The organism is Desulfovectis peckii (assembly GCF_055391705.1).
Map to the genome: position 1 here is coordinate 554,630 of NZ_AP042409.1, position 21,943 is coordinate 576,572.

General features: G+C 42.8%; 17 protein-coding genes, 1 pseudogene, 2 CRISPR repeat arrays and 1 other annotated feature. Of the genes and pseudogenes, 12 read left to right on the forward strand and 6 right to left on the reverse strand.

All coding sequences use genetic code 11. The features are described from left to right. Nucleotides 1–7 precede the first annotated feature (7 nt). The 4 genes from ACZ5NG_RS02760 to ACZ5NG_RS02775 all read right to left on the reverse strand — a co-directional run bounded on the left by ACZ5NG_RS02760 (nucleotide 8) and on the right by ACZ5NG_RS02775 (nucleotide 6,509). Nucleotides 8–1,555 carry a hypothetical protein gene (locus tag ACZ5NG_RS02760; protein WP_464252471.1) on the reverse strand — a complete coding sequence of 516 codons (1,548 nt, stop codon included), beginning with the start codon at nucleotides 1,553–1,555 and terminating at the stop codon, nucleotides 8–10. Nucleotides 1,556–1,679: 124 nt separating this feature from the next. Further along, on the reverse strand, nucleotides 1,680–2,696 hold the full coding sequence (locus tag ACZ5NG_RS02765) for a helix-turn-helix transcriptional regulator (RefSeq protein ID WP_464252472.1): 1,017 nt from the start codon (nucleotides 2,694–2,696) through the stop codon (nucleotides 1,680–1,682). A 16-nt stretch (nucleotides 2,697–2,712) separates the two neighbouring features. Further along, entirely contained in the window at nucleotides 2,713–3,669 is a 957-nt protein-coding gene (gene cas6, locus ACZ5NG_RS02770; RefSeq protein ID WP_464252473.1) for a CRISPR system precrRNA processing endoribonuclease RAMP protein Cas6, read from the reverse strand. A 266-nt stretch (nucleotides 3,670–3,935) separates the two neighbouring features. Then, nucleotides 3,936–4,935: a CRISPR direct-repeat array (repeat unit 37 nt; unit sequence GTTTCAGTCCCCTTGTCATCGGGGAATGGAATGTAAC). A gap of 131 nt (nucleotides 4,936–5,066) precedes the next feature. Beyond that, the gene (locus ACZ5NG_RS02775) at nucleotides 5,067–6,509 is read right to left on the reverse strand and encodes an IS1182 family transposase (RefSeq protein ID WP_464252474.1); all 1,443 of its coding nucleotides are present in this window, start codon (nucleotides 6,507–6,509) and stop codon (nucleotides 5,067–5,069) included. 95 nt (nucleotides 6,510–6,604) lie between these two features. Further along, a CRISPR array of direct repeats spans nucleotides 6,605–7,530; the repeat unit is 37 nt; unit sequence GTTTCAGTCCCCTTGTCATCGGGGAATGGAATGTAAC. A gap of 723 nt (nucleotides 7,531–8,253) precedes the next feature. On the opposite strand from ACZ5NG_RS02775, the pseudogene rbr reads away from it, so the two are divergent. From rbr to ACZ5NG_RS02800, 5 genes and pseudogenes are all read left to right on the forward strand, one after another. Further along, nucleotides 8,254–8,913: pseudogene (rbr, locus tag ACZ5NG_RS02780) on the forward strand (rubrerythrin); the annotation flags it as partial. A gap of 182 nt (nucleotides 8,914–9,095) precedes the next feature. Next, nucleotides 9,096–9,203 carry a hypothetical protein gene (locus ACZ5NG_RS02785; protein ID WP_464253099.1) on the forward strand — a complete coding sequence of 36 codons (108 nt, stop codon included), beginning with the start codon at nucleotides 9,096–9,098 and terminating at the stop codon, nucleotides 9,201–9,203. A 95-nt stretch (nucleotides 9,204–9,298) separates the two neighbouring features. Beyond that, nucleotides 9,299–9,561, forward strand: a binding site (T-box leader). Between the two features lie 163 nt (nucleotides 9,562–9,724). Then, nucleotides 9,725–9,832 (forward strand): symporter small accessory protein, encoded by a 108-nt coding sequence (locus tag ACZ5NG_RS02790; RefSeq protein ID WP_464252475.1) that lies wholly within the window; start codon nucleotides 9,725–9,727, stop codon nucleotides 9,830–9,832. 14 nt (nucleotides 9,833–9,846) lie between these two features. Further along, on the forward strand, nucleotides 9,847–11,493 hold the full coding sequence (locus ACZ5NG_RS02795) for a sodium:solute symporter family protein (protein WP_464252476.1): 1,647 nt from the start codon (nucleotides 9,847–9,849) through the stop codon (nucleotides 11,491–11,493). A gap of 331 nt (nucleotides 11,494–11,824) precedes the next feature. Then, nucleotides 11,825–13,210: an MATE family efflux transporter gene (locus tag ACZ5NG_RS02800; RefSeq protein ID WP_464252477.1), complete on the forward strand. Its 1,386-nt coding sequence runs from the start codon at nucleotides 11,825–11,827 to the stop codon at nucleotides 13,208–13,210. A gap of 155 nt (nucleotides 13,211–13,365) precedes the next feature. On the opposite strand, the gene ACZ5NG_RS02805 is transcribed toward ACZ5NG_RS02800, so the two are convergent. Further along, a complete protein-coding gene (locus ACZ5NG_RS02805) occupies nucleotides 13,366–13,566 on the reverse strand; it encodes a hypothetical protein (protein WP_464252478.1) in 201 nt (66 codons plus the stop codon). On the opposite strand from ACZ5NG_RS02805, the gene ACZ5NG_RS02810 reads away from it, so the two are divergent. The 7 genes from ACZ5NG_RS02810 to ACZ5NG_RS02840 all read left to right on the forward strand — a co-directional run bounded on the left by ACZ5NG_RS02810 (nucleotide 13,566) and on the right by ACZ5NG_RS02840 (nucleotide 20,992). Further along, nucleotides 13,566–13,787 (forward strand): hypothetical protein, encoded by a 222-nt coding sequence (locus ACZ5NG_RS02810; protein WP_464252479.1) that lies wholly within the window; start codon nucleotides 13,566–13,568, stop codon nucleotides 13,785–13,787. The genes ACZ5NG_RS02805 and ACZ5NG_RS02810 overlap by 1 nt on opposite strands. Nucleotides 13,788–13,820: 33 nt before the next feature. Further along, nucleotides 13,821–15,749, forward strand: coding sequence for a copper amine oxidase N-terminal domain-containing protein (locus ACZ5NG_RS02815; RefSeq protein ID WP_464252480.1), 1,929 nt, complete (start codon nucleotides 13,821–13,823; stop codon nucleotides 15,747–15,749). Between the two features lie 205 nt (nucleotides 15,750–15,954). After that, nucleotides 15,955–16,419: a small multi-drug export protein gene (locus tag ACZ5NG_RS02820; protein ID WP_464252481.1), complete on the forward strand. Its 465-nt coding sequence runs from the start codon at nucleotides 15,955–15,957 to the stop codon at nucleotides 16,417–16,419. Nucleotides 16,420–16,628: 209 nt separating this feature from the next. Then, nucleotides 16,629–17,744, forward strand: a complete 1,116-nt coding sequence (locus ACZ5NG_RS02825) for an RtcB family protein (RefSeq protein ID WP_464252482.1) — start codon at nucleotides 16,629–16,631, stop codon at nucleotides 17,742–17,744. 49 nt (nucleotides 17,745–17,793) lie between these two features. Continuing rightward, a complete protein-coding gene (locus ACZ5NG_RS02830; protein ID WP_464252483.1) occupies nucleotides 17,794–18,186 on the forward strand; it encodes a pyridoxamine 5'-phosphate oxidase family protein in 393 nt (130 codons plus the stop codon). A 380-nt stretch (nucleotides 18,187–18,566) separates the two neighbouring features. Further along, nucleotides 18,567–19,658: an inositol-3-phosphate synthase gene (locus ACZ5NG_RS02835; protein ID WP_464252484.1), complete on the forward strand. Its 1,092-nt coding sequence runs from the start codon at nucleotides 18,567–18,569 to the stop codon at nucleotides 19,656–19,658. Continuing rightward, nucleotides 19,658–20,992 carry a sugar phosphate nucleotidyltransferase gene (locus ACZ5NG_RS02840; protein WP_464252485.1) on the forward strand — a complete coding sequence of 445 codons (1,335 nt, stop codon included), beginning with the start codon at nucleotides 19,658–19,660 and terminating at the stop codon, nucleotides 20,990–20,992. Before ACZ5NG_RS02835 ends, ACZ5NG_RS02840 begins: the two co-directional genes overlap by 1 nt. On the opposite strand, the gene ACZ5NG_RS02845 is transcribed toward ACZ5NG_RS02840, so the two are convergent. Continuing rightward, entirely contained in the window at nucleotides 20,984–21,841 is an 858-nt protein-coding gene (locus tag ACZ5NG_RS02845; RefSeq protein ID WP_464252486.1) for a histidinol-phosphatase, read from the reverse strand. The two genes, ACZ5NG_RS02840 and ACZ5NG_RS02845, sit on opposite strands and share 9 nt — an antisense overlap. Nucleotides 21,842–21,943 lie beyond the last annotated feature (102 nt).

A 21,943-nucleotide genomic window follows, 5' to 3' on the forward strand; every position in this document is an offset into this window, starting at 1 on the left:
TAAATTTTTAAGAAACTTCTTGGCTTTCTAGGTCGTCCAACAGTTCTTTGTTGTCATCCTTTTCAAACCAGTGATGCTTGTAAAGTTGTTCTACCAAGCGAATGGAAATCAAATCTCTGGTTAGGCTCCAATCTGATTTACCTACCAAGTCTTCCGCTTCAAAGACTTCAAGGTATTCATCCAATCCAAACAAGAGTTTATTGTTGGTTTTCGCCTCGTTACGCTGGGCTTTGGTTAGAGCACTACGCAATTGCCAAGGGTGACGGCTATAAACGATTTGTCGAAACAGATTTTTGTCATTGGTTTGTTCAATATGAGCTGCCAGGGTATCGGCAAAATTTTTAATCGATTGAATATGACGTGGATCCATGCCCATCACCTCCTTGATAAATAGTTCGGTTAAAGGCCAGCAGACTATCTCTGGACTATTTAGACGTCCTTCGAAGTCCTTGCTGTCTGCGGAAAATAAACGTTGGGGAGCGGCTCTCAATAAATGACGGCGCAAAAAAGTTTTCGCTGCTTCGATATTGAGGTAACTGTCATTGTAGATATCCAATAGATCTGCTAGTACATTGTTACGGGATCGTCCCGGGCCGCCGGGGATACTATGGCCAGAACCAACAGGTTTATTCCAACCTCTGGATAGCAAGGTTTGCCAATAATTGTTATAGGAAACCAGATTAGCTAGTGACAAAAAACGTATTAGCTGAGATGGTAAATAGAAAACTTCTAATGACGGACCTTGTCCTGAATTGCTCAGCCAGTAAGCAGTTATAGAAACCGGATGTTCTCTAACAAAAGATTCATGCCTTTTAGACCATAATTCCATTAAATCGGAAGCGATGAGAGTTTCTGCTCCTTTAGCATCAGGATATTTAGGCCGTTTTTTCCCGGGATCCCAGACAGCGTGTTCTCTTTCCAGGTATGGTGACGGTCCATTTTGTTGGAGTAAACGATTGTCTCGCAATGCACCCAATAAACGGCGGTTATCTTGCAAATATCGTGTGGCAAAGTCTATAGTCAACGGAGGATAATCACTATGGGCGACAAGAAGCTTTCCTTCCACCCGCCTACCGCCCAAAGGTAATGCCTGCAGTGCTACCAAGTAAGGTCCTGCTATTGGAAGTGCACCTCTAAGGGAAGGGAAGAAATTCAGCACATTTTCCCCGGTAAGCATAGGCATTTGTCTACGCTCAATAAGGTGGGTGGCTGGTTTTCCGGAAAAAGGACATGTCAGTCCTTTTGCTCCAGCATCTCCTGTACTCCGGTGGGCACGAAGCACTCTATTTTCATATTCTTTTTTTGTTTTTGGTGAGGAAGTAGCGTTATCATAGGCGTTCATGGTGAAAACACAGGAATTATAGCTGGTCATGAGACCGCTAAAATAGTATTCGGCCATTTCATCAGCAGCATGATCCAAGTCAGTAAGTGTTAATTTCCTGGGATCATCCTTATTTACCATGGCACAAAGGGTAGCTATGCCTACATCTACCAGCGGGTGGCCTGTCCAGTCAAGTATCGGCGAGTTACCATTATTTTGGGCGGCAGCGCCCATCGTCGCAACCTCCTTTACTAGTAAATCAATTCTTTTATTTATTAGCATTAGCTCTACTTATTACCTAAAATAATAGATCGGCTACCCCGACAAACACAGTCGGGAACATATTTTCGCTCCCCCTTTACGAAGGGCTTGATTGGTAAGCCTTTCGCATAGCTTCAATTTCTTGTTTTACTTCCTCCCTGAGACTGGCCGGAGCCAGTATCTCGGCATGAGAACCAAAACTCATTATCCATCGTTTTACCTCTCCTAGGCCGCTGACTGTCAGTCGCATAATAAGAGAACCGTCTGTTTGAGGTTCAAGTACCTGGCTGGGGTGCCACTGACGTTCCTGGATCCAGCGGGCTTGGTACTGGTCAAATTTGATAATCACTTCTTCCAGGCTATTGCCAACTTCGATTCCAAGGCTGGATTGCAGAAATTCTTGAAGAGAAAAGTCAGGCTGGGGAGTAAAAGTGTTATCAGTTACGATAAGTTTCTTGATCCGGTCCAAGGCAAAAATTCTGATATCCTTTCTTAAGTGGCAATAACCGATGAGGTACCATGCTCCTTGGAAATAGCGTAAATGGTAAGGGTCTATGTAACGGTTTTCTATGGCGTTTCGCCACATACTGTGATACTTTACCCAAACGACCTTTTTATTTTGAATTGCGATAGCCAATTGATGATAAATCTGGGCCACTTGTTGTTCTGGTCCTCGTAAAGGCTGTACATCAAAGGAAATAACTTGTTCTAGAGTATCAAAATCTACAGAAACCCCTTGAGGAAGAAATAGGCAGATTTTTTCAAAGGCGCTGCGTACAGGCTCTTCCAGTGCAGTCCCTGCGCACTGGCTTAGCAGCTTTTGTCCTAAAAAAAGAGTTACCATTTCTCCCTCCGTCAGATTAATTGATGGCAGTTGGAAATCTTTTTTGGTATAATAATAGCCCATCCGATGGCGGCTATAAGCGATGGGAGCTCCTAACCGGTCGCGCATAAACTCAATATCACGTTCAATAGTACGGCGATGAACCTCCCATTTCTCAGCCAATTTTGGTACATTGGGATACTGTTGATTCCGCAATTGTTGATCAATATAGTAAATGCGGGCAAAACGGGAGCGTTGTACAGAAGAACCTTTAATCTTACTCAAAACCAATGCAACTAATCCTCCTTTATAGCAACAGTTGGTATTTCCCCATTCCAAAAGTTGCTGCCTTGCCTACATGGACCAGTTCACCGAGCTTAAGTATTGGCATAAACTGCCTGAATTCCCCTTCATAAGTGACTTGTCCCACTAATCCCCCCAGACGCATCTTTGCTTCTTGGCGGCTAGAGTACCTTTCCCAGTTCACCCACCGTGTACTATCGTTAATTCTGGTTATTGTTTCTGCTTCATTGATCAAGGCACGAAAATCTGTATCCCATTCCATGCCATGGTGAAAGTATAGAAATGAGGATAGACGTCGTAATAAAGCCCTGATTAACATATGGAATTCAATATATTTAACAAATTTGTCTTCGTGCTTGATCCTGGTCATAGTCTGGTAATGGATAGTGAGCAAATTATTTGAGGCAGAACCGAATGTTTGGATAAGAGCTTTTCCTGTTGCAGTTAGATTATGGTTATATACTTTCCCGGTAGCTGCCTGGTAGATCTCCTGTTCCTGGTTGTTGATGGGGCTGATTGCCAAAATTCTATCTAATTGAAAAGGGCGGCGGCCTTTACCAATGCCAATTTCCCCAAGTTCTTTAAAAGCTAGGATGAAGTAAGGCAAGTATTCAATGGCACGCCCTACTAAAACTAACCCGAAGGAAAGCCTTTCTCCTGGTTGGTATTGGGTCTTTGTTTCCAGAGGCGGTTCCAAAATAAAAGGTCGGGGGATGTCTTCGTATTTTCGCAGTGCCTGAGTGTTTTCTGGGGGAGCAGTTTCGAAAATGTAAGCGTACGGGCATTGCTGTGTCAAAATGCAGAGTTTGCAGTCTAAATGACTTTGGGCGCAGGCAATTTTTTTAAAAGCGGTACCAAAACCACCACGTAAGGTTGAACCTTTGTAGCGAGGTAAAATGAGGCCGGCATCACCGGCAATTAACTCCAAACGGTAACAGGCTATTTTAAAATGCTCCAACATTAGTTATTTCCTCCAAAGCTTTGAGAATTATAGTAATATTTAGTTATTTTTGTACTCTTTCCCTGCTTAATTTAGTTAAAACTTTACAAAAGTCATGGGGTTTGAATAATTTTACTGTGGATGCATTTGATAGCTGCGTTCAATCTTTGTTAAGCCATTTAATCCCTTATTTTCGAATAATGAAAATTATAGTTGTTTAGGAATTACCGGAACCAAAATAAAAAAGAGCCGTCAAAGTATCGGCTCTTATGTAAAAATGACAAAAGGTTTCAGTCCCCTTGTCATCGGGGAATGGAATGTAACTCGGGTTGTGTGGGTGAAGTATGGACTGGCCTTGGAGTTTCAGTCCCCTTGTCATCGGGGAATGGAATGTAACAAAAAGCAAACATCCGTAAGCGCCCCATGACTGCCGGTTTCAGTCCCCTTGTCATCGGGGAATGGAATGTAACGGTTTATTTACTCAAGATGTTGAAGATCTGCAAGCTTGTTTCAGTCCCCTTGTCATCGGGGAATGGAATGTAACACAGTTTCAGTTTGCGCGTTTGCGGCCAGCGCACGCGTTTCAGTCCCCTTGTCATCGGGGAATGGAATGTAACGAATCGTTGACAAAGGTGGCTTGCTGCTCATTGCCGTGTTTCAGTCCCCTTGTCATCGGGGAATGGAATGTAACCTGTTAATTTGATAGCTGATAAACCAAATAAAAGACAGTTTCAGTCCCCTTGTCATCGGGGAATGGAATGTAACCCCGCAAGAAAATTTAGAGTACGTCCTTACCTGGAACTGTTTCAGTCCCCTTGTCATCGGGGAATGGAATGTAACAATTCCCGCTTCGATAAGTATTTTGAACGCAGCATCTGTTTCAGTCCCCTTGTCATCGGGGAATGGAATGTAACTGCACCTATTGCCATTGGAATTTTTGGTATTTTCCTTGCAGTTTCAGTCCCCTTGTCATCGGGGAATGGAATGTAACTCTTATCAGCCATGAGGACAGAAGTAAGGACATTACAGTTTCAGTCCCCTTGTCATCGGGGAATGGAATGTAACTTATAATCCTTCTCATCTGGCATGGGTATCTCAAGTTTGTTTCAGTCCCCTTGTCATCGGGGAATGGAATGTAACCGAGCTTTCGGCAGGCATTATATTTCAAGGAAATGTTTCAGTCCCCTTGTCATCGGGGAATGGAATGTAACAGAAAGAATATTTACTTCAAAACGAAGATACCATCCTCCGTTTCAGTCCCCTTGTCATCGGGGAATGGAATGTAACTGAAGTTGCACGTGAGCCGCGCCACGTCAGACTGTGTAAATAACGAGCATGTTTTTGCTTATAAATTCACACTGCCGTTCATTATTCCCGAATTTTGGTAATTAAAATGAAACCAAAGGAGGTAACCTCCTCTATGCTTCCTGTAACCTCCTTACAAATTCCTTAACACCCAGGATATTTATTGCTCTTTTCAAATTGTAGGCAAGAAAAGCTAGACCTGACTCTGTTTTTACAGATTCCAGGCCGCGCGTAATAAAGTGACCAAAACCCCAGATACCCTTGATAGTACCAAAGGGATGTTCAACTATCATTTGCCTTTTTAAATATAGTTCTTTGTTCTCACGTGTTCGTTGGTCTACTTTATCAAGAAGGTCTTGGTCAATATGTCGGGTTATCGTTCTTCCACGTACTGATTTAGTACAGCGGTCCTTAAGTTTGCAAGCTTGGCAAGCATTGTAGTTTCGATAATTTCGCCCGATTGTTTTCCCTTTAGATTTACGATAACCGGCAGGTAGCAAAGTTTGCCCGGCAGGGCATATGTAATAATCATGTTCCTTATCATAAGTAAATTTGTCTGCATAGAAATCTGTATCTTCCGTTGCATTGGAGAATTTTTGCTTAGCCACGTAGGTTTTTAATCCGGCTTTTTCACATTCCTTTAATTCTGCTGCAGAATAATATCCTTTATCGGCCAGAATATGTAGTTCCCTTTTATTTAGTATTTCTTGAGCCCGTTTAGCCATTTGGCTTAACTGTCCATGATCCGTGGGATTGTTTATGACATCGTAATCTACTATCATGGAGTGCTTTCCATCAACGGCAGTTTGAACATTGTAGCAGATGTTTGTACCGTTGTTATTGACTGACATTTGTCTGGCGTCTGGGTCAACTGTAGATATTTCTGTAACATCAGTTTGTTCAATAGTCTGCAGTTTCTTTTCATAATCTTCTTTGCGCTCTTTGAGTTCTCTTATACGCTGGGCAATTTCTTCAGCGGTAGGTTTGTGGGTATCTTCTTCACACCGGTCCCCTTTGTCCAGCTCATTTAGGTAGTCGTTTATCTTTTGATCTATGTGTTTGAGCAGTCTATTTAGTTTCTTTTTATTGTAATTATTTTTTTTGGAATTGCTTGCTCTGAATTTGGAACCATCGATAGCTACTACGTTTTGGCCGAATAATTCCCATTCTCTGCAGAGAAGGTTGAACTGCTTAAAGACTTTTTGAAGAGCTTTCTTGTTATCTTTTCTAAAGTCAGCTATGGTTTTAAAATCGGGCTTAAGATTGGAGAGCAGCCAGATTACTTCCAGATTTCTATGGGCTTCAGCTTCTAACTTGCGTGAAGAGCGAATACCATTTAGATAACCATAAAGGTAAAGTTTGAGCAGATCCCGCGGGTCATAAGGGGGTCTACCGATTGAATGGGTTTGGGCGTGTGTGAAGCCTAACTCTATCATATCAAGGCTTTCTACAAAAGCCTCTATTACTCGTACCGGATTATCGTCACTTATATATTCATCAATACTATTGGGAAACAATGTAAGTTGGTTGCGATCTTCTCCCTTTATATATGCCATAATGGCACCTCCCTTTATTTATCATTCTACCAGAAGGTGCCATGGTTTTGTGGATTTTATGAGGTTTTCACACAGTCTGACGGCGCTACGGTGGAGTTTCAGTCCCCTTGTCATCGGGGAATGGAATGTAACCAGGAAGTGGGACAACGCGTTTAGATTTTTCTGTTTTGTTTCAGTCCCCTTGTCATCGGGGAATGGAATGTAACTCGTGCAAGTCTTCCCTAACCCGGTCATCTCATAAGCCGTTTCAGTCCCCTTGTCATCGGGGAATGGAATGTAACTTACAGGCGTCCACGGGGATATAATTCCTACGTCAGGGGTTTCAGTCCCCTTGTCATCGGGGAATGGAATGTAACTGATTACTCCACTCTCAGTAGTCTCAAAAATAATAGGTTTCAGTCCCCTTGTCATCGGGGAATGGAATGTAACCCGGCAAAAGCCTTCCGCAGTACATCATGCTGCGCCCTGTTTCAGTCCCCTTGTCATCGGGGAATGGAATGTAACAACCGGAACGTTTAGGGAGGGGCTCCGGGCCGCCACCGTTTCAGTCCCCTTGTCATCGGGGAATGGAATGTAACGCCGGGGTTGCACGATTGCCATTTTCACGGTGTCGATGGTTTCAGTCCCCTTGTCATCGGGGAATGGAATGTAACGCTCCGTCTGCGGGCTGTTGGGCTGTCCCGGGTACATGTTTCAGTCCCCTTGTCATCGGGGAATGGAATGTAACCAACCTGGTTACCGATCTCGTCCTCTTCCACTGTGAGTTTCAGTCCCCTTGTCATCGGGGAATGGAATGTAACCTCGCCCGAGAACTCGAACACATCGACATGATACCGAGTTTCAGTCCCCTTGTCATCGGGGAATGGAATGTAACTCCAAAAAGCAATCCGGAGCCGATAGCATTGCCGCGTTTCAGTCCCCTTGTCATCGGGGAATGGAATGTAACACTGCCTTGGTACAGGACAAGCCTGTTTCTATTGTAAAGTTTCAGTCCCCTTGTCATCGGGGAATGGAATGTAACCGACTACGGTGTAAAGACCCACTCCATTGATTCCATTATGGTTGTGATAGTTAACCGGATAAATTTTCGCCTAAGATTTTTCGAAAATGACCTTTCTGCATAAAATGCCAGAGCATTTTCGAAAATACCAGTTTGTTCCATTTATTATTCACCTTTCAGGGTGTATGTTAAGATCGACTCATAGAATAATAATGTTTTTAAATTAAATATAGAGTTGCTTTTATAATGTATCCCGATTAGGGCTACTGATACAGGATATTTCAGTGAAAGAAGAACTATGCTAATTATAAATCCTAATTCTCTGGAATTGCCAAAAGTCCTTTTAATTATAACTTCTTTTTTCCCTTGTAGAGAAGGAATATAAACCTACCATGGGTTCTTACCCTCGACAATTGCGTATCAAATTACCAAAATCGGGGAATAATGGACGGCAGTGTGGAGCTACAAGCAAAAACATGCTTGTTATTTACACAGTCTGACGTTACGGCGGCAAGTGTCACTTTTCATTTGTATTTACAGCTTAGCAATACACCTGGCAAGAAATTGCAATTTAGATATTTATTCTTCTGCAAAAATAAGGCAGGATTTGGCTTATTTTTGCAGAAGACTCTAAAAACCATAATTAACCTACCTGCTATGGAAATGTGCTTTTGGCAGGCCAACCGGTTACAAGAAACGTACCCGTAATGTTAAATTAAAGGAAAACAAGGAGGATGCAAAATGCCAAAATACCGTTGTACTGTTTGTGGGTATATTCATGAAGGAGAATTACCGGAGGACTTTAAGTGCCCTAGATGTAAACAGCCGGCCTCAGTATTTGTAAGAATTGAGGAAAACGAAAAGCCCGCTAATAAATATGCCGGAACGAAGACGGAGAAAAACCTGTTGGAAGCACTTGCCGGGGAAAGTATGGCAAGAAATAAGTACACATATTTTGCCAGAGTAGCCAAAAAGGAAGGCTATGAGCAAATAGCCGAAATCTTCTTAAAGACTGCAGAAAATGAACAGATGCATGCCCGGCTGTGGTTTGAGGAGCTTGGCTACTTAGGCAACACTGCCGAAAACCTTTTGTCGGCGGCAAAAGGTGAGAATTATGAGTGGACAGATATGTATGAACGTTTTGCAAAAGATGCCGAGGAGGAAGGTTTTACAGAACTGGCGGAAAAATTCCGCAGGGTTGCTGCCATTGAGAAAGCCCACGAAGAGCGCTACCGTGCTTTATTAAAAAATGTAGAGCTGAAACGGGTTTTTGAAAAAGATGAAGAAGTTACATGGGAATGCCGCGTTTGCGGGAATCTTGTAAAGGGTAAAAGCGCTCCGGAAGTATGTCCGGTTTGCAAACACCCCCAAGCTTTCTTTGAAATGCGCAAGGAGAATTATTAATCCATAACTGAATAACATGATGCTAAGTGCCAGGCATCCTTTTCTAACGATTTCCAAAAGGTGCCTGGCACTTTTAGTGAAAGAGAAAAAGACATTCAACGAATCCCTCCGGTGTATAGAAACCAAAGATTGTTCTTCACTTAATGAAAATACGTTAGTGTTCAGCTTAAAGAAAAAACTTCATTCTTTTAAACATCCAACGTATCAAAACGCTGAAATACTGCATAGACTATGTTATCATTCATAAGCTGATTCTTTTTAAATACAACAATCACAACAGATTTTTTTAATGCCCAAGCCCTCATAATTATTCAAACAATTTATAAAAAATCCCTTGCATAATCTTTGCTCCTGTGCTACAATCTTTTCTAAATTTTTATATCTGCGAAAAACAATGACGGAGAAAAGTAGATTAACCCCAGTCTTTCAGAGAGGAAGAGTCATCGGCTGAAAGCTCTTCTAAGACATGATTAATCGAAGTTCTCTCCTGAGTTGCCAACTGAAACCTTAAAGGCAAGTAGGTTGTGCCGGGGCTTCCGCCGTTAAAAGGAAGAGGGTATCGGACTTATCCTGTACCCTGCAAGAGATAACCTAAATATTAGTTATTAGGTTAATTAGGGTGGTAACGCGAAACTTTTCGCCCCTAAACGGGGTGAAAAGTTTTTTAATTTAGGATAAGCCGTTATCGTTAGAGTGGGTTAAAGACTGTCTTTAACCAATTAGGGTGGTACCGCGGAAGCCTCTGCTTTCGTCCCTGAAGGGATGAAAGCGGGGGTTTTTTCATTATAAAAAGCGAAGGAGGTGAGGCCCGGTGCTGGGATTAACAGATTGGGGGATTGTCGCGGCATACCTGGCCAGTGTGCTAGGTACCGTTGGCTGTGTGTTATATGGTGTGATTAACTGGAACAGAAGTAAATAAGGGGAGGTTAGATAATGGGTCAGTATACCTTTTATATTATGGTAGGTGTCTACACCTTAATCATTGCTTTTTGTGGCTACCTGGGCTACCGGCACACCAAAAATGCCAAGGATTATTTGATTGCCGGCAGTTCGGTAAATCCGGCCTTAATGGCTTTGTCTTACGGTTCTACTTTTATCAGTACTTCTGCCATTGTCGGATTTGGCGGTGCAGCAGGTATGTACGGCATGAGTCTGTTGTGGCTTACTGCCTGCAACATTATTTTCGGAGTATTCGTTGCCTTTGTGTTTTTCGGCAAAAGAACCAAAATTATGGGCACCAATCTGGGGGCACAGACATTTCCGGAGCTCATGGCCAAAAGATTTGATTCTAAATTCATCCAAGGCTACAGTGCTGCTTTGATTGCGTTAGCCATGCCTTTATATGCCGCAGCGGTAATGATCGGCGGTGCCCGTTTTCTGGAACAGGCCATTAATGTCAATTATGCTTTGGCACTGATCATTTTTGCCCTATTGGTAGGAATTTACGTTTTTTACGGGGGCTTGAAAGGGATCATTTACACTGATGCGGTGCAGGCGACGATCATGTTTGTCGGGATGGTAATTCTGATCTTTTCTACCTATAGTGCTCTAGGCGGTATTAAAGAAGCTCACCAAAAGCTGACGAATATGTCCCATCTGGTGCCGGAAACTTTAGCCGCTCAAGGGCATACCGGCTGGACCTCGATGCCTGTTTTCGGCTCTGAAATTTGGCTTTATGTGATGACCACTTTGGTATTGGGTGTAGGAATTGGCGTGCTGGCTCAGCCTCACCTGGCCGTCAGGTTTATGACTTTAAAAGGCGCTACTGACGTAAACCGGGCGGTAATTGTAGGGGGCATCTTCATTTTGTTCATGACGGGAGTCGCTTTTGTGGTAGGATCTTTGTCCAATGCTTATTTCTATGAATTATACGGTAAGATTTCCCTGGCTATGGTTACGGATCCTGCTACCGGGACACCCAATATTGATAAAATAATTCCTATGTTTATCGCCGATGCACTGCCTGATTGGTTTGCCTATTTGTTCATGTTGTGCCTGTTGTCTGCAGCCATGTCTACTTTAAGCGGCCAGTTCCACGTCATCGGCACTTCCGTGAGAGATCTTATCCAGCGGAAAGACGGCACGGATCGGGCCAATACAACCGGTTTTACCCGGATGGGGGTGCTGGTTGGTTTAGTTGTTACCCTGATACTGGGCTTTAAGCTGCCGGGCAGCATTATCGCCATTGCCACCGCCATGTTTTTCGGGCTGTGTGCCTCCGCCTTTCTGCCCATGTACATTGCAGCTCTTTACTGGCCCAGGGCTTCCAAAGAGGGGGTTATAGCCGGAATGGTGGCCGGATCGGCAATCTTCATTTTAAGTGTATTGTTTGTCCACCAGAAAGAAGCGGTAATTTTTGGGGTGTCCCAGCTGATTTTCGGCAAGCCTTACTTGTTCGGCTTCCCATGGAACATTATTGATCCTATGGTAATTTCCCTGCCTGTCGGGCTAATTGTGATGGTAGCAGTCAGCCTGGTTACTGCTCCCTATGAAGAAAAGCATTTAGAGAAATGTTTCCAAGGTATCAATGACCGAAGCCATATGTCGCCAACCCAGATGGCTTGGTCGGCAAAAAAGTAGTCTTTAGTGAAAAAGGGACACCCCACTTGTTTTTTCGAAAGGGGTGTCCCTATTTCCTGCCACAGATACGGTATTTTTGACGGGGTAGAGAGATATTTATCATGGTTTTAGTCATTGTCAGCCGGTCCGGTTTTAGCAATGCCCCTATATAATTGCCTTCTTGTTTTGGAACGGGGATTTTATTATTGCCGAACTAACTTAACGGCTAGGCATTTTGAAAAGGTTTCAAGGGATTATCTGGAGAAATATAGAAAAATATTTAATGATATGCGGGAGTAAATAAATTGAAAATTGCTTTAATTTCTTGCGCAAGTAAGAAAAAGGCATATAAATGCCCGGCAATTTTTATCTTTGCGGCACAAAATTAATTATAGAAAGGCGAGTTATTTTGAGAGAAGATTTTACGGAAGGACCAATCTATCAAAAGCTTTATTTATTTTCACTGCCTATTTTATTAACGAACTTACTGCAGGCATCGACGCAATTGATTAACAGCCTATGGGTAGGAAACTTGCTGGGGAGTACGGCATTTGCCGCGGTAACGATTGGCACGACGGTGATGACCGTGGTATTGGCATTTGTACTGGGGCTGAACAACGCCACTTTAACCATCTTTGCCCAATTGAGAGGCAAAAACGCTCAGGATGAAATAAAGTCCTACTTAAATACCTTTGTCATTATATTAGGTATCTTATCGTTGACTTTTGGGGGCCTGGGCTACATTTTTGCCGAACCGCTACTGGATTTCCTCAATACACCGACCTCGATCATCCCTAAGGCAAAAGTTTACTTGCAAATCAGTTTTATCGGCACCTTATTTTTAGTAGGTTATAACTTTATCGGCACATTGCTGCGGGCATTCGGAGACAGCAAAACGCCGCTATATTTTGTCTTACTGGCAACGGTACTAAATACTGTTTTGGTCCCGCTGTTTATTGTGGCTTTTGACTTAGACATTGCCGGTGCTGCCTATGGCACAGTACTGGCACAAACAGTGACGGTTACATACAGTATTTTTTATTTAGCCAAAAGGCTTAAAAAATTTTCCTTCAAAATTCAGTCCCCGAAATGGATGGAAATAAAAACAATTTTACAATTAGGCATACCCTCAGGAATACAAATGATTGTCATTTGTGCGGGCACCACTGCCATTTTATCTGTGGTAAATACTTTTGGGGCGCAAACAGTAGCAGGATTTGGCGCCGCCCAACGCTTAGACAGCATTATTTTATTGCCGGCAGCGGCACTTGGTACCGCCGTAAATGCCATGGCCGCGCAAAATATCGGGGCAAACAAATGGCCGCGCGTATCGCAAATTGCCAAAATAGGCCTGATATATAATATTTGCATTATGTTAACAATTGCTGTCATATTGTTCATTTGGGCGGAACCTCTGATTAGGTTATTTATTCAAGACGAAGGCAGTGTAGCCTTTGGTACATTGTATTTAAAGACAATTGCTTTCTTTTATCCCTTTTTAGGCTTTAATTTTATCTTAAACGGAGTTGTTCGCGGGTCAGGGGCAATGTTCCAAGTATTAATTTTAAACATCATCTCATTATGGGTATTGCGCGTTCCCTTGACCTATTCCGTGTCCTCTATATTTGGAGAATTAGGAATTGCCTTAGGTATCGGCATTAGCCTTTTCATCAGTTGTTTATGCTCAATCGCTTATTATCGCTGGGGCAGCTGGAGGAAAAAACAACTATTTGCTTAACGTATAGCTTTAAATCAGTGCCAGGCACCGATTTTTAGTAACACCAAAAAGCCCCTGGCACTTTTTATACCGGCCAAAAGAACCGTCCCCGTGGCCGGTCACTAAAAAGCCAAGAGACTCCCCTTTAAGGAGTCTCTCTATATTTTTAGCGAACTTTATTTATCATCATCATCATCGTCTTTCTCTTTGTCATCATCATTATCATCATCGTCATTGTCATTATCATCATCCATTGCATCTTTTTGTAATTCTTCTTGCACACCTGTGTCCTCTGCCGGAAGTTCTACATCTCCACACCCAACAACAAATACTATACTCATCATGAGAATCAGCAACAGTGCAAGAATTTTTCTCAATGAAAAAACCTCCCTTTAGTTTGTTGTATTTTAAAGCAGACATTGTACTTCCGTCAATTTCCCAGCAGCATCAAACACCGTTTATGCATTACCTCCATAACCGGCCAATTTTAAATTTAATTGGCGATGCCCGGCAGCTTTTACCGGCCAAGAGAACCGTCCCCATGGCAGGTATGAAACAATTTGGTGTAGAAAAACGTCTAATAATTGATAATCAATAAAAATTATGGAAAATGTAGTAAATGGAGGCAAATATGAAACTTAAAAAACTATGTACAGCTTTTTGCTTAACCACATTATTAGCGCTTCCTTCGCTATGCTTGGCCGATACCCCAGCAGGTGCCGAAGAAACAAAAGCAGCCCCTGACCAAAGGGTAGTATTGACATTGGGCAGCAATGAGGCATTATTGAACGATGTTCCCTACCGGTTGGATGTACCGCCCGAAGTAGTGGATGGCACGACCTTTTTGCCTATTCGCTTCGTTGCCGAAAAAGTGCTTGATGCGGCGGTAAAATGGGAACCCACTACTAAAGAAATTGAACTGGCCCAGGGCGACATACAAGTTAAGTTGTCCCTGGAAGCAGGACAGGCCTTGGTTAACGATCAAGCAGTAGAAATTACTAGCCCGCCTTTTGTCAAGGACGGGCGCACCCTGGTGCCCCTGCGTTTTTTGGCAGAAAACTTTAACATGCAAGTGGAATACAACCATACAGATAAAACCATTACCTTAACTAAGGCCAGGGCAACAGAACAGTCGCCGGTTAACATGCCACCGGTGATTACTTCTCTGGGGCTGCAAAAAGATGAAATTAAAATCGGAGAAACACCCCACTATTTTTACACATACGATAATGAACCGGGCGAGGCTATCGTTGCCGAAGAGTGGTTCTGCCGGTTTGTCGGTGACAGCCAGGCGGTAAGCGGTAAACCCCGGGCATTTTTCCGTCCCGGTGAATACATTTTGTCTTTAAGAATAAAAGATGCCGCGGGAAAATGGAGCGAAACCGCCACCGCAAGGTTTACCGTATCAGATGAGGTTCTTATAAGCGAAAGGGAATTTAAATTCACTAATCCCCTTTACGGTGAGTTATACGAAAATGCTGAGAATGTAAACTTTAACCGGCTGCCGGCCAATGAAAATACCGGCTTTGAGTTTACCGGGCCGGTGCTCCATATAAGCAACAGTCCGGAAGTGGTAACCCAGCCGGGCATTCTTTACCAAAGTGAAGCTTCAGGCGATTTTAGGCTTTTTTATCACCACTTAAACGGCTTTGACGAAAAGCAGTATCTGTATGTGATAGTAGAAAACAAGGGTACCCGTCCGGTGACCTTAAAAACTTTGAAGTCCGGGGTAGGGGGTCCCACCCAGGATTATATGAGCCTGGGGCAGACGGTATCAATGCGCTATTTGTCCTCAGCTTCATCTTCTACCGTCACTATAAAACCGGGAGAAAAGATCATTCTCAACCAGGGCCTACGGCATTTAAATAAAGGTGAGGCAGTCACCGGCATGCAGGATTTTTGGGCTGACGGCACCGTCACCATCAGTGTTGTCATGGGTCCGGAAAATCCGCCCCAGCCCGAGCCTGTGCCGGAACAAGAACCGGAAGAAACAGAGGGTAACACCGAGATATTGGTTGAGCCAATAGCCACAAGTGACACGCAGAAAACACCGCAGCAGTTACTGGAAGAGAAAATTGATTACCTACTTTCCTTACCCGCTCTGCCCGCTCGCCCACCGCAAATAAGAGGGGTCTTCCCCAGTGGGGACTGTCTGGTAACAATCCGGGCAAATGGCGAGAGCATGGAAAAAGTCATCCTCGGTAAGGAAGAAAGGGGCTTTGACAGTTGGTTGGAAGGAATGGACCCCCTTACCGGGGATGCGGTAAACAACATCGGTAATTACGGTGTAGTTTACCGGGTTAAAGTATCCTCTCCGGTAAAAACAGGTATCCTGCTCAACCCCCGGGGCAGCATATTTAAGGGAGCTTTCCGGGGCTTTGACGGTAATGTTTACCAGGTGCCGAAAGCCAGCTTCTTTATCGGAAACCAAAAGGCTGCCGTATTGGGCGTACTGCAGGCCGGCCAAACGGCAGAGTTTGTGTATACTCCACCCAGCGGTTCCGATACGCCGTTGGTGCTGGCCTTAATACCGGAACAATTTTGGACAACTGCAGACTAAAACAGCGGACGCTTTTCTGTTTAGCGACACCACACCGATACTAAAAGGGCGGTGTGGTGATTTTTTATCCCAAGCAGTGGGAGGCCGATACCGTGCTGTCAACAAAATTTACGCAAAATGTGTTTGCTCATACAAATAAATAGTTACTGCATATATAATTTATATTGACATAAATACAGTTAATATCAGAATAGAGGGATTCCTTTTGGCTTTATTATTAGAATCATCATGGGCATACGTTCTGGTATTTCTACTTAGTGCAGTACCGTTTATTGAGGCAGTCACCGTTATTCCCATAGCTATTATAGCCGGTTTATCAAGTGTTCCCGTTGTTTTATTGGCTTTCTCGGGCAACTTTATTACAATGCTTTTGGTAATTTTATTAGCTGATAAAATAAAAAGAAGAAGAATGAGAAAGAAAGGCAAGGGAGTTAATGCCGAAGTTCCTTCCAAGAGGTCTTTAAGAGCAAGAGAAATCTGGAGAAAATACGGCCTTCCGGGTTTAGCCTTTATCGGACCTCCGCTAATAGGCAGCCATTTAGCGGCTTTAATGAGTATATCTTTAGGAGGCACCAAAAAGATGACCACAATATGGATGACTGCCAGTGTAGCTTTTTGGTGCATTTTAATTGCCGTACTTGCCCACTTAGGTTATGGTTTGTTCAATTAAAGGGTCACACTTGAGTAATTTACTTACAATTGGTATGATTTAACAAGGCGATAACACACGGCAAAAGGCCGTTTACATATTATCTGTTATCTTCAAACTGATACCATATTGCTCAAAAGCTTAACTTTTCTTTTACTAATTGTATAGAAAACAGAAGAATTAGCTAAACTATTGCATTTATAGTCAGTTAACCACGGTGGTGAAAATAGATGTTATTAATTGAAGGTAAATATAACACGGCGAAGGTATTTACCGATATTATTGAAGAAGGTGCCGCTTCCCAAATTCAAACTTTATGTAATCAGGAATTTGTAAAGGGCAGTAAAATTCGCATTATGCCGGACGTGCACGCCGGTGTGGGTTGTACAATTGGCACAACCATGATCATTAAAGATAAAGTGGTTCCCAATTTAGTCGGCGTGGATATCGGCTGTGGCATGGAAACCATTTTAATTAAGAACAAACAACTGGATTTACAAAAGCTTGACGAATTGATTTATCAGAGAATTCCCTCCGGTTTTTCCATTCGCAGGACGCCACATCATTATAACGAAAAAATTGATTTGACCAAGCTTCGTTGTCTGAAAGCGATAAACCTAGACAGGGCACAAAAGAGTATCGGCACCTTAGGTGGCGGCAATCATTTTATTGAAGTTAATAAAGACGATGAGGGCAATTTGTATATTGTCGTCCATTCCGGCAGCCGCCATTTAGGCCTTGAGGTGGCAAATTATTACCAAAAAGCCGGATACCAACAACTGCGCAAAAAAGGTAAAGATGCCCATAAAAACATTCCTTCTTCACTGGCTTACGTAACCGGCAGTTTGTTTGACGACTACATTCATGATATGAAAATAGTTCAGCGGTTTGCGAAACTAAACCGCAAAGCAATAGTTGATGAGATTGTAGAGGGCATGAAAATAGATATTATAGAGCAATTTACAACCATTCACAATTATATAGATACCGATGCTATGATCCTGCGAAAAGGGGCCGTGTCTGCCAAAAAAGGGGAGCAGTTTTTAGTTCCCATTAATATGCGGGACGGCAGCCTGATTTGTATTGGCAAGGGTAACGCAGATTGGAATTACTCCGCACCCCATGGGGCAGGCAGACTGATGAGCAGAAAGAAGGCAAAAGAAACTTTCACCCTTTCAGAATATAAAAAGCAAATGAAAGATATCTACACAACATCGGTGCATAAAGAAACTTTAGATGAATGCCCGATGGCTTATAAAAGTATGGATGACATTATCAAGCATATTGAGCCAACGGCCGACGTAGTGAAAATTATTAAACCAATCTACAACTTTAAAGCTAAATAAGGTAGGGGTGACCCGGTTTTAAAAAAATATATAGTTGGAGGTGTCTTTAATGAAAGAAGTATATGATTTTTTAAAGAAATGCGGGGCATACTTCATTGCCACTGTTGACGGAGATCAGCCCAGAGTGCGCCCTTTTGGCACGGTAGAAATATTTGAGGACAGGCTCTATATTCAAACAGGCAAAGTAAAAGATGTTTCTAAGCAGATGCAGGCAAACCCCAAAATAGAAATCTGCGCGCTGGACGGTGAAACCTGGCTGCGTGTTTCGGCAACCGTGGTGCGCGACGAACGGATAGAAGCAAAACAGCACATGCTGGATGCTTATCCGGAATTAAAGGTAATGTATAAAGCCGATGATGATAACACCGAAGTGTTATATTTAAAAGATGCCACTGCTAGATTTTATACATTAGAGGGTTTACAACGTGAAATTAAGTTTTAAAATACTATCCAACAGTTTGGGCGGCAGGTACTGCCGCCTGTTTTTTTTTTACGTCCGGCAATGTATAGAAAAAGATATATAAACCATAAATTGCTAGTATTACAGAAATTTATCATTTTTGCACTTGCAATAATGGTAATTTTTATGTATAATGTTAGCAGCGAACAAAAGTGAGTGCTAGTAACAGAAAAGGCTTCTAATTAATTAATTTTGCTTAATTGCTTAATTATTTAATTGGGAGTGATTTTCTGTTTTTTATTTAAATAAGGCGGTCAAAAACACTCCCAGCAGGGGGTGTTTTTAGTTTACTAACGATGTCCTCTAATGAGGCACTATCTGAAAAAAACAAATTAATAAACTTAAAAGGGGGTATTTATTTTATGTCTAAAATTAACATTGCTATTGCAGGTGTAGGTAACTGTGCCAGTGCCTTATTGCAGGGTATCGAGATGTATAAAAAATCACCGGAAAACACCATCGGACTGTTGAATTATGACCTAGGTGGCTATACTCCCGGTGATATCAACGTAGTTGCCGCCTTTGATATTGACAAGCGTAAAGTAGGCAAGGGTCTTAAAGAGGCCGTGTTTGCCAAACCCAACTGTACTACCGTTTTTTATGACCAATTACCGGATTATCCCGTTCAGGTTCAGATGGGGCCGGTTTTAGACGGGGTATCTGAACATATGGCCGATTATGATGAAGATAAAACTTTCGTTGTAGCCGATCAAGAACCCTGCGATGTAGCTAAAGTTTTAAAAGAAACCGGTGCGGAAATTCTCATTAACTATATGCCTGTAGGATCAGAGAATGCTGCAAAGTTTTATGCTCAAGCCTGTCTGGAGGCAAATGTAGGCTTTATCAATGCTATGCCCGTTTTTATCGCTTCAGATGAAGCTTGGGCTAAAAAATTCCAGGAAAAAAATATCCCCATTATAGGCGATGACGTTAAAAGCCAGGTAGGGGCAACAATTGTTCACCGCACCCTAACCAAGCTATTTGAAAACCGTGGTGTGGTTCTCGATCGTACTTACCAATTAAACTTTGGCGGAAACACTGACTTTTTAAACATGCTTAACCGCAGCAGGCTTAAATCTAAGAAAAAATCAAAAACCCAGTCGGTGCAAGCCGAGCTGAAGAAAGCATTAGCGGATGACAATATTCATATCGGCCCCAGTGACTACATTCCCTGGTTAAATGATAATAAAATCTGCTTTATTCGCATGGAGGGAAGAGGTTTTGGCAACGTGCCGCTAACCCTGGATGTTAAACTTTCAGTAGAAGACGGGCCAAACAGCGGCGGTGTAATGATAGATGCCATTAGATGCATGAAACTGGCCCTCGATCGGGGCATTGGCGGTATATTGTACTCTATTTCCGCCTTTACCATGAAATCCCCACCGATTCAATACACAGACACAGAAGCGAAAAAGATGGTGGAAGAATTTATAGCCGGTGGGAGAGAGCGGTAATGAGAGCTGTTTTGTTAGCTGCCGGAGAAGGCAAGAGGCTGCGGCCTTACTTTAATAGGCCCAAGCCTCTTGTACCTTTATTGGGGCTTTCCCTTATCGAGCGCAACATCCTATCCTTGCGCGAATGCGGTATAAATGATTTGGTAATTATCACCGGCTGTTATGCCGACGAAATTCGCAATTATTTAGGCAATGGGGAAAAACTTGGCGTAAGCATAAAATATTTGCATAATGCGGATTGGCAGCTGGGAAACGGGACGTCGGCATATACCTTCCATAAGGACTACCGCCAAGAAGAGAAATTTATATTAATGATGTCAGATCACATTTTTGAACTAGATTTATTAAAAGCCTTTATTGCCGAGGCAAAAAACGTCAAACAGGATGAGCTGTTACTTGCCGCCGATAACCGGCTGGAAAACATTTATGACCTTGACGAGTGTACTAAGGTAAAAGCAAAGCAAGATTATGCGCTTAAACTGGGGAAGGGCTTGGATGATTTTAATGCCGTAGATTGTGGCCTTTTTATCGCTACCGGCTCACTGTTAGACGCCTTGGGCTCCTCTATTGCCAAGGGAGCCCATGCCCTCACCGATGCGGTAAACCTGCTGGCTGAACAAGGTAAAGTTAAATTACATTATATAAAAAACAGTTGGATTGATGTGGATGACCGGCAAAGCTATAAACAGGCAGAGAAGCTTCTGCTGCAGTCCCTGATACCTCTTAAAGACGGTTTTATTTCGCGGGTTATTAATCGCAAATTTTCTATCAGGATAACAAAACTGCTGGCTTCAACAAAAGTAACGCCCAACCAAATTACCTTTTTCTCCTTTTTAACGGCGGTAGCGGCAGCAGTTTCCTTTGCTTTTGCCAGCCCTTTTATCGGAGGAATACTGGCCCAGCTTGCTTCCATACTCGACGGAGTGGACGGAGAAATTGCCCGGTTGAAATTTTTAAAGAGCGGTTTTGGTGAAATATTTGATTCTATCCTTGATCGCTACGGAGATTTTTTTATTGTGATTGGTATGACCTTTTCATGGTATAGTGCCACAGGTGATATTGCGGCTTTACTGGTAGGTAGTGCGGCCCTCACCGGAATACCGATGTCTATGCTTTTTAAAGAAAAATTCCAAAATCTTCTCGGTAAAAAATTCATTCCTGAAATTTATGACGGTATAACGCGCTACCTTCCGGCAAATCGCGATGGCAGGTTGTTTATTATTATGCTGGGGGGCATTTTAAATCTGCTGCCGGAAGCCTTACTCTTTTTGGCCCTTGTCACCCACCTGCAAACTTTATATCGCCTCTATAATGTTCGTAAACTTTTAACTTAGCGGTGTGGCTTTTCTGCGGGTAAAAACATGATTGCGCAGATTAAGCTCTTTTAACAGGGCCAGGGCTTCATCTATGTGGCCGCCCAGCTCATCAGGGGAATGGGCGTCAGAACCGACGGTAAAGATTTTAATGCCGCATTTGGCTGCCAAAGCCAACATCTCTTTGGTGGGATGAAATTCCTTTAAGCCCCGGCGGCGGCTGGAAGTGTTGATTTCCAACCCCATTCCCCGGCGCGCCATTTCTTTAAAAATCGGCTCTGCCGCACCACGGTGAACAGTAAGGATTTCGGGGCCGTAATGCCTAACCCCATACCGAAGGTATAGGTCTACATGGGCGATGCAATCAAAAAAACCGGTAGTGACCGCATCTTGAAGTGTGGTAAAATAGTCGGTGCGTAATTCAGATAAGCTTTTATTTTGAAAATAGCGTGGGCTTTCTTTCATAGAAGAAATGGCGATATGGTCAAGGCAGTGGATTGCCCCCAATACAAAGTCAAAGGGATAATTGTTCACAATTTTTTCTATCTGCTTTTCACAGCCCCGGCAGTATCCTATTTCTATTCCGGCTTTTACTTTGAGATTAGTATTTTTGAATTCTTCCTGAGCCCGGGCAATTTCTTTAAAATAACAATCCAGCCAAGTATAGTTGAAAACCGATAACTTTTCTCCATTGCAAATAACAAAATTATCTATTTCGTTACGCACCGGATCCAGCTCAATATGGGTAGTAAAACAAATTTCCGAAAGCTTTAACTCCACTGCCTTTAGGCAATAGTCTCTTATCTTAAAAGGAGAGGCATCTATAGAATAGTTAGGGTGAATGTGATAATCAGTTCTGGCAGATTTCATTGTTGCTTGACTCCTCCATATGTACATAGATCAAGTGGATTAACTATATTAGTTCTATGTGTTTACATAATATCCTTTAGCATTAATTAGTAGACGGCTTAG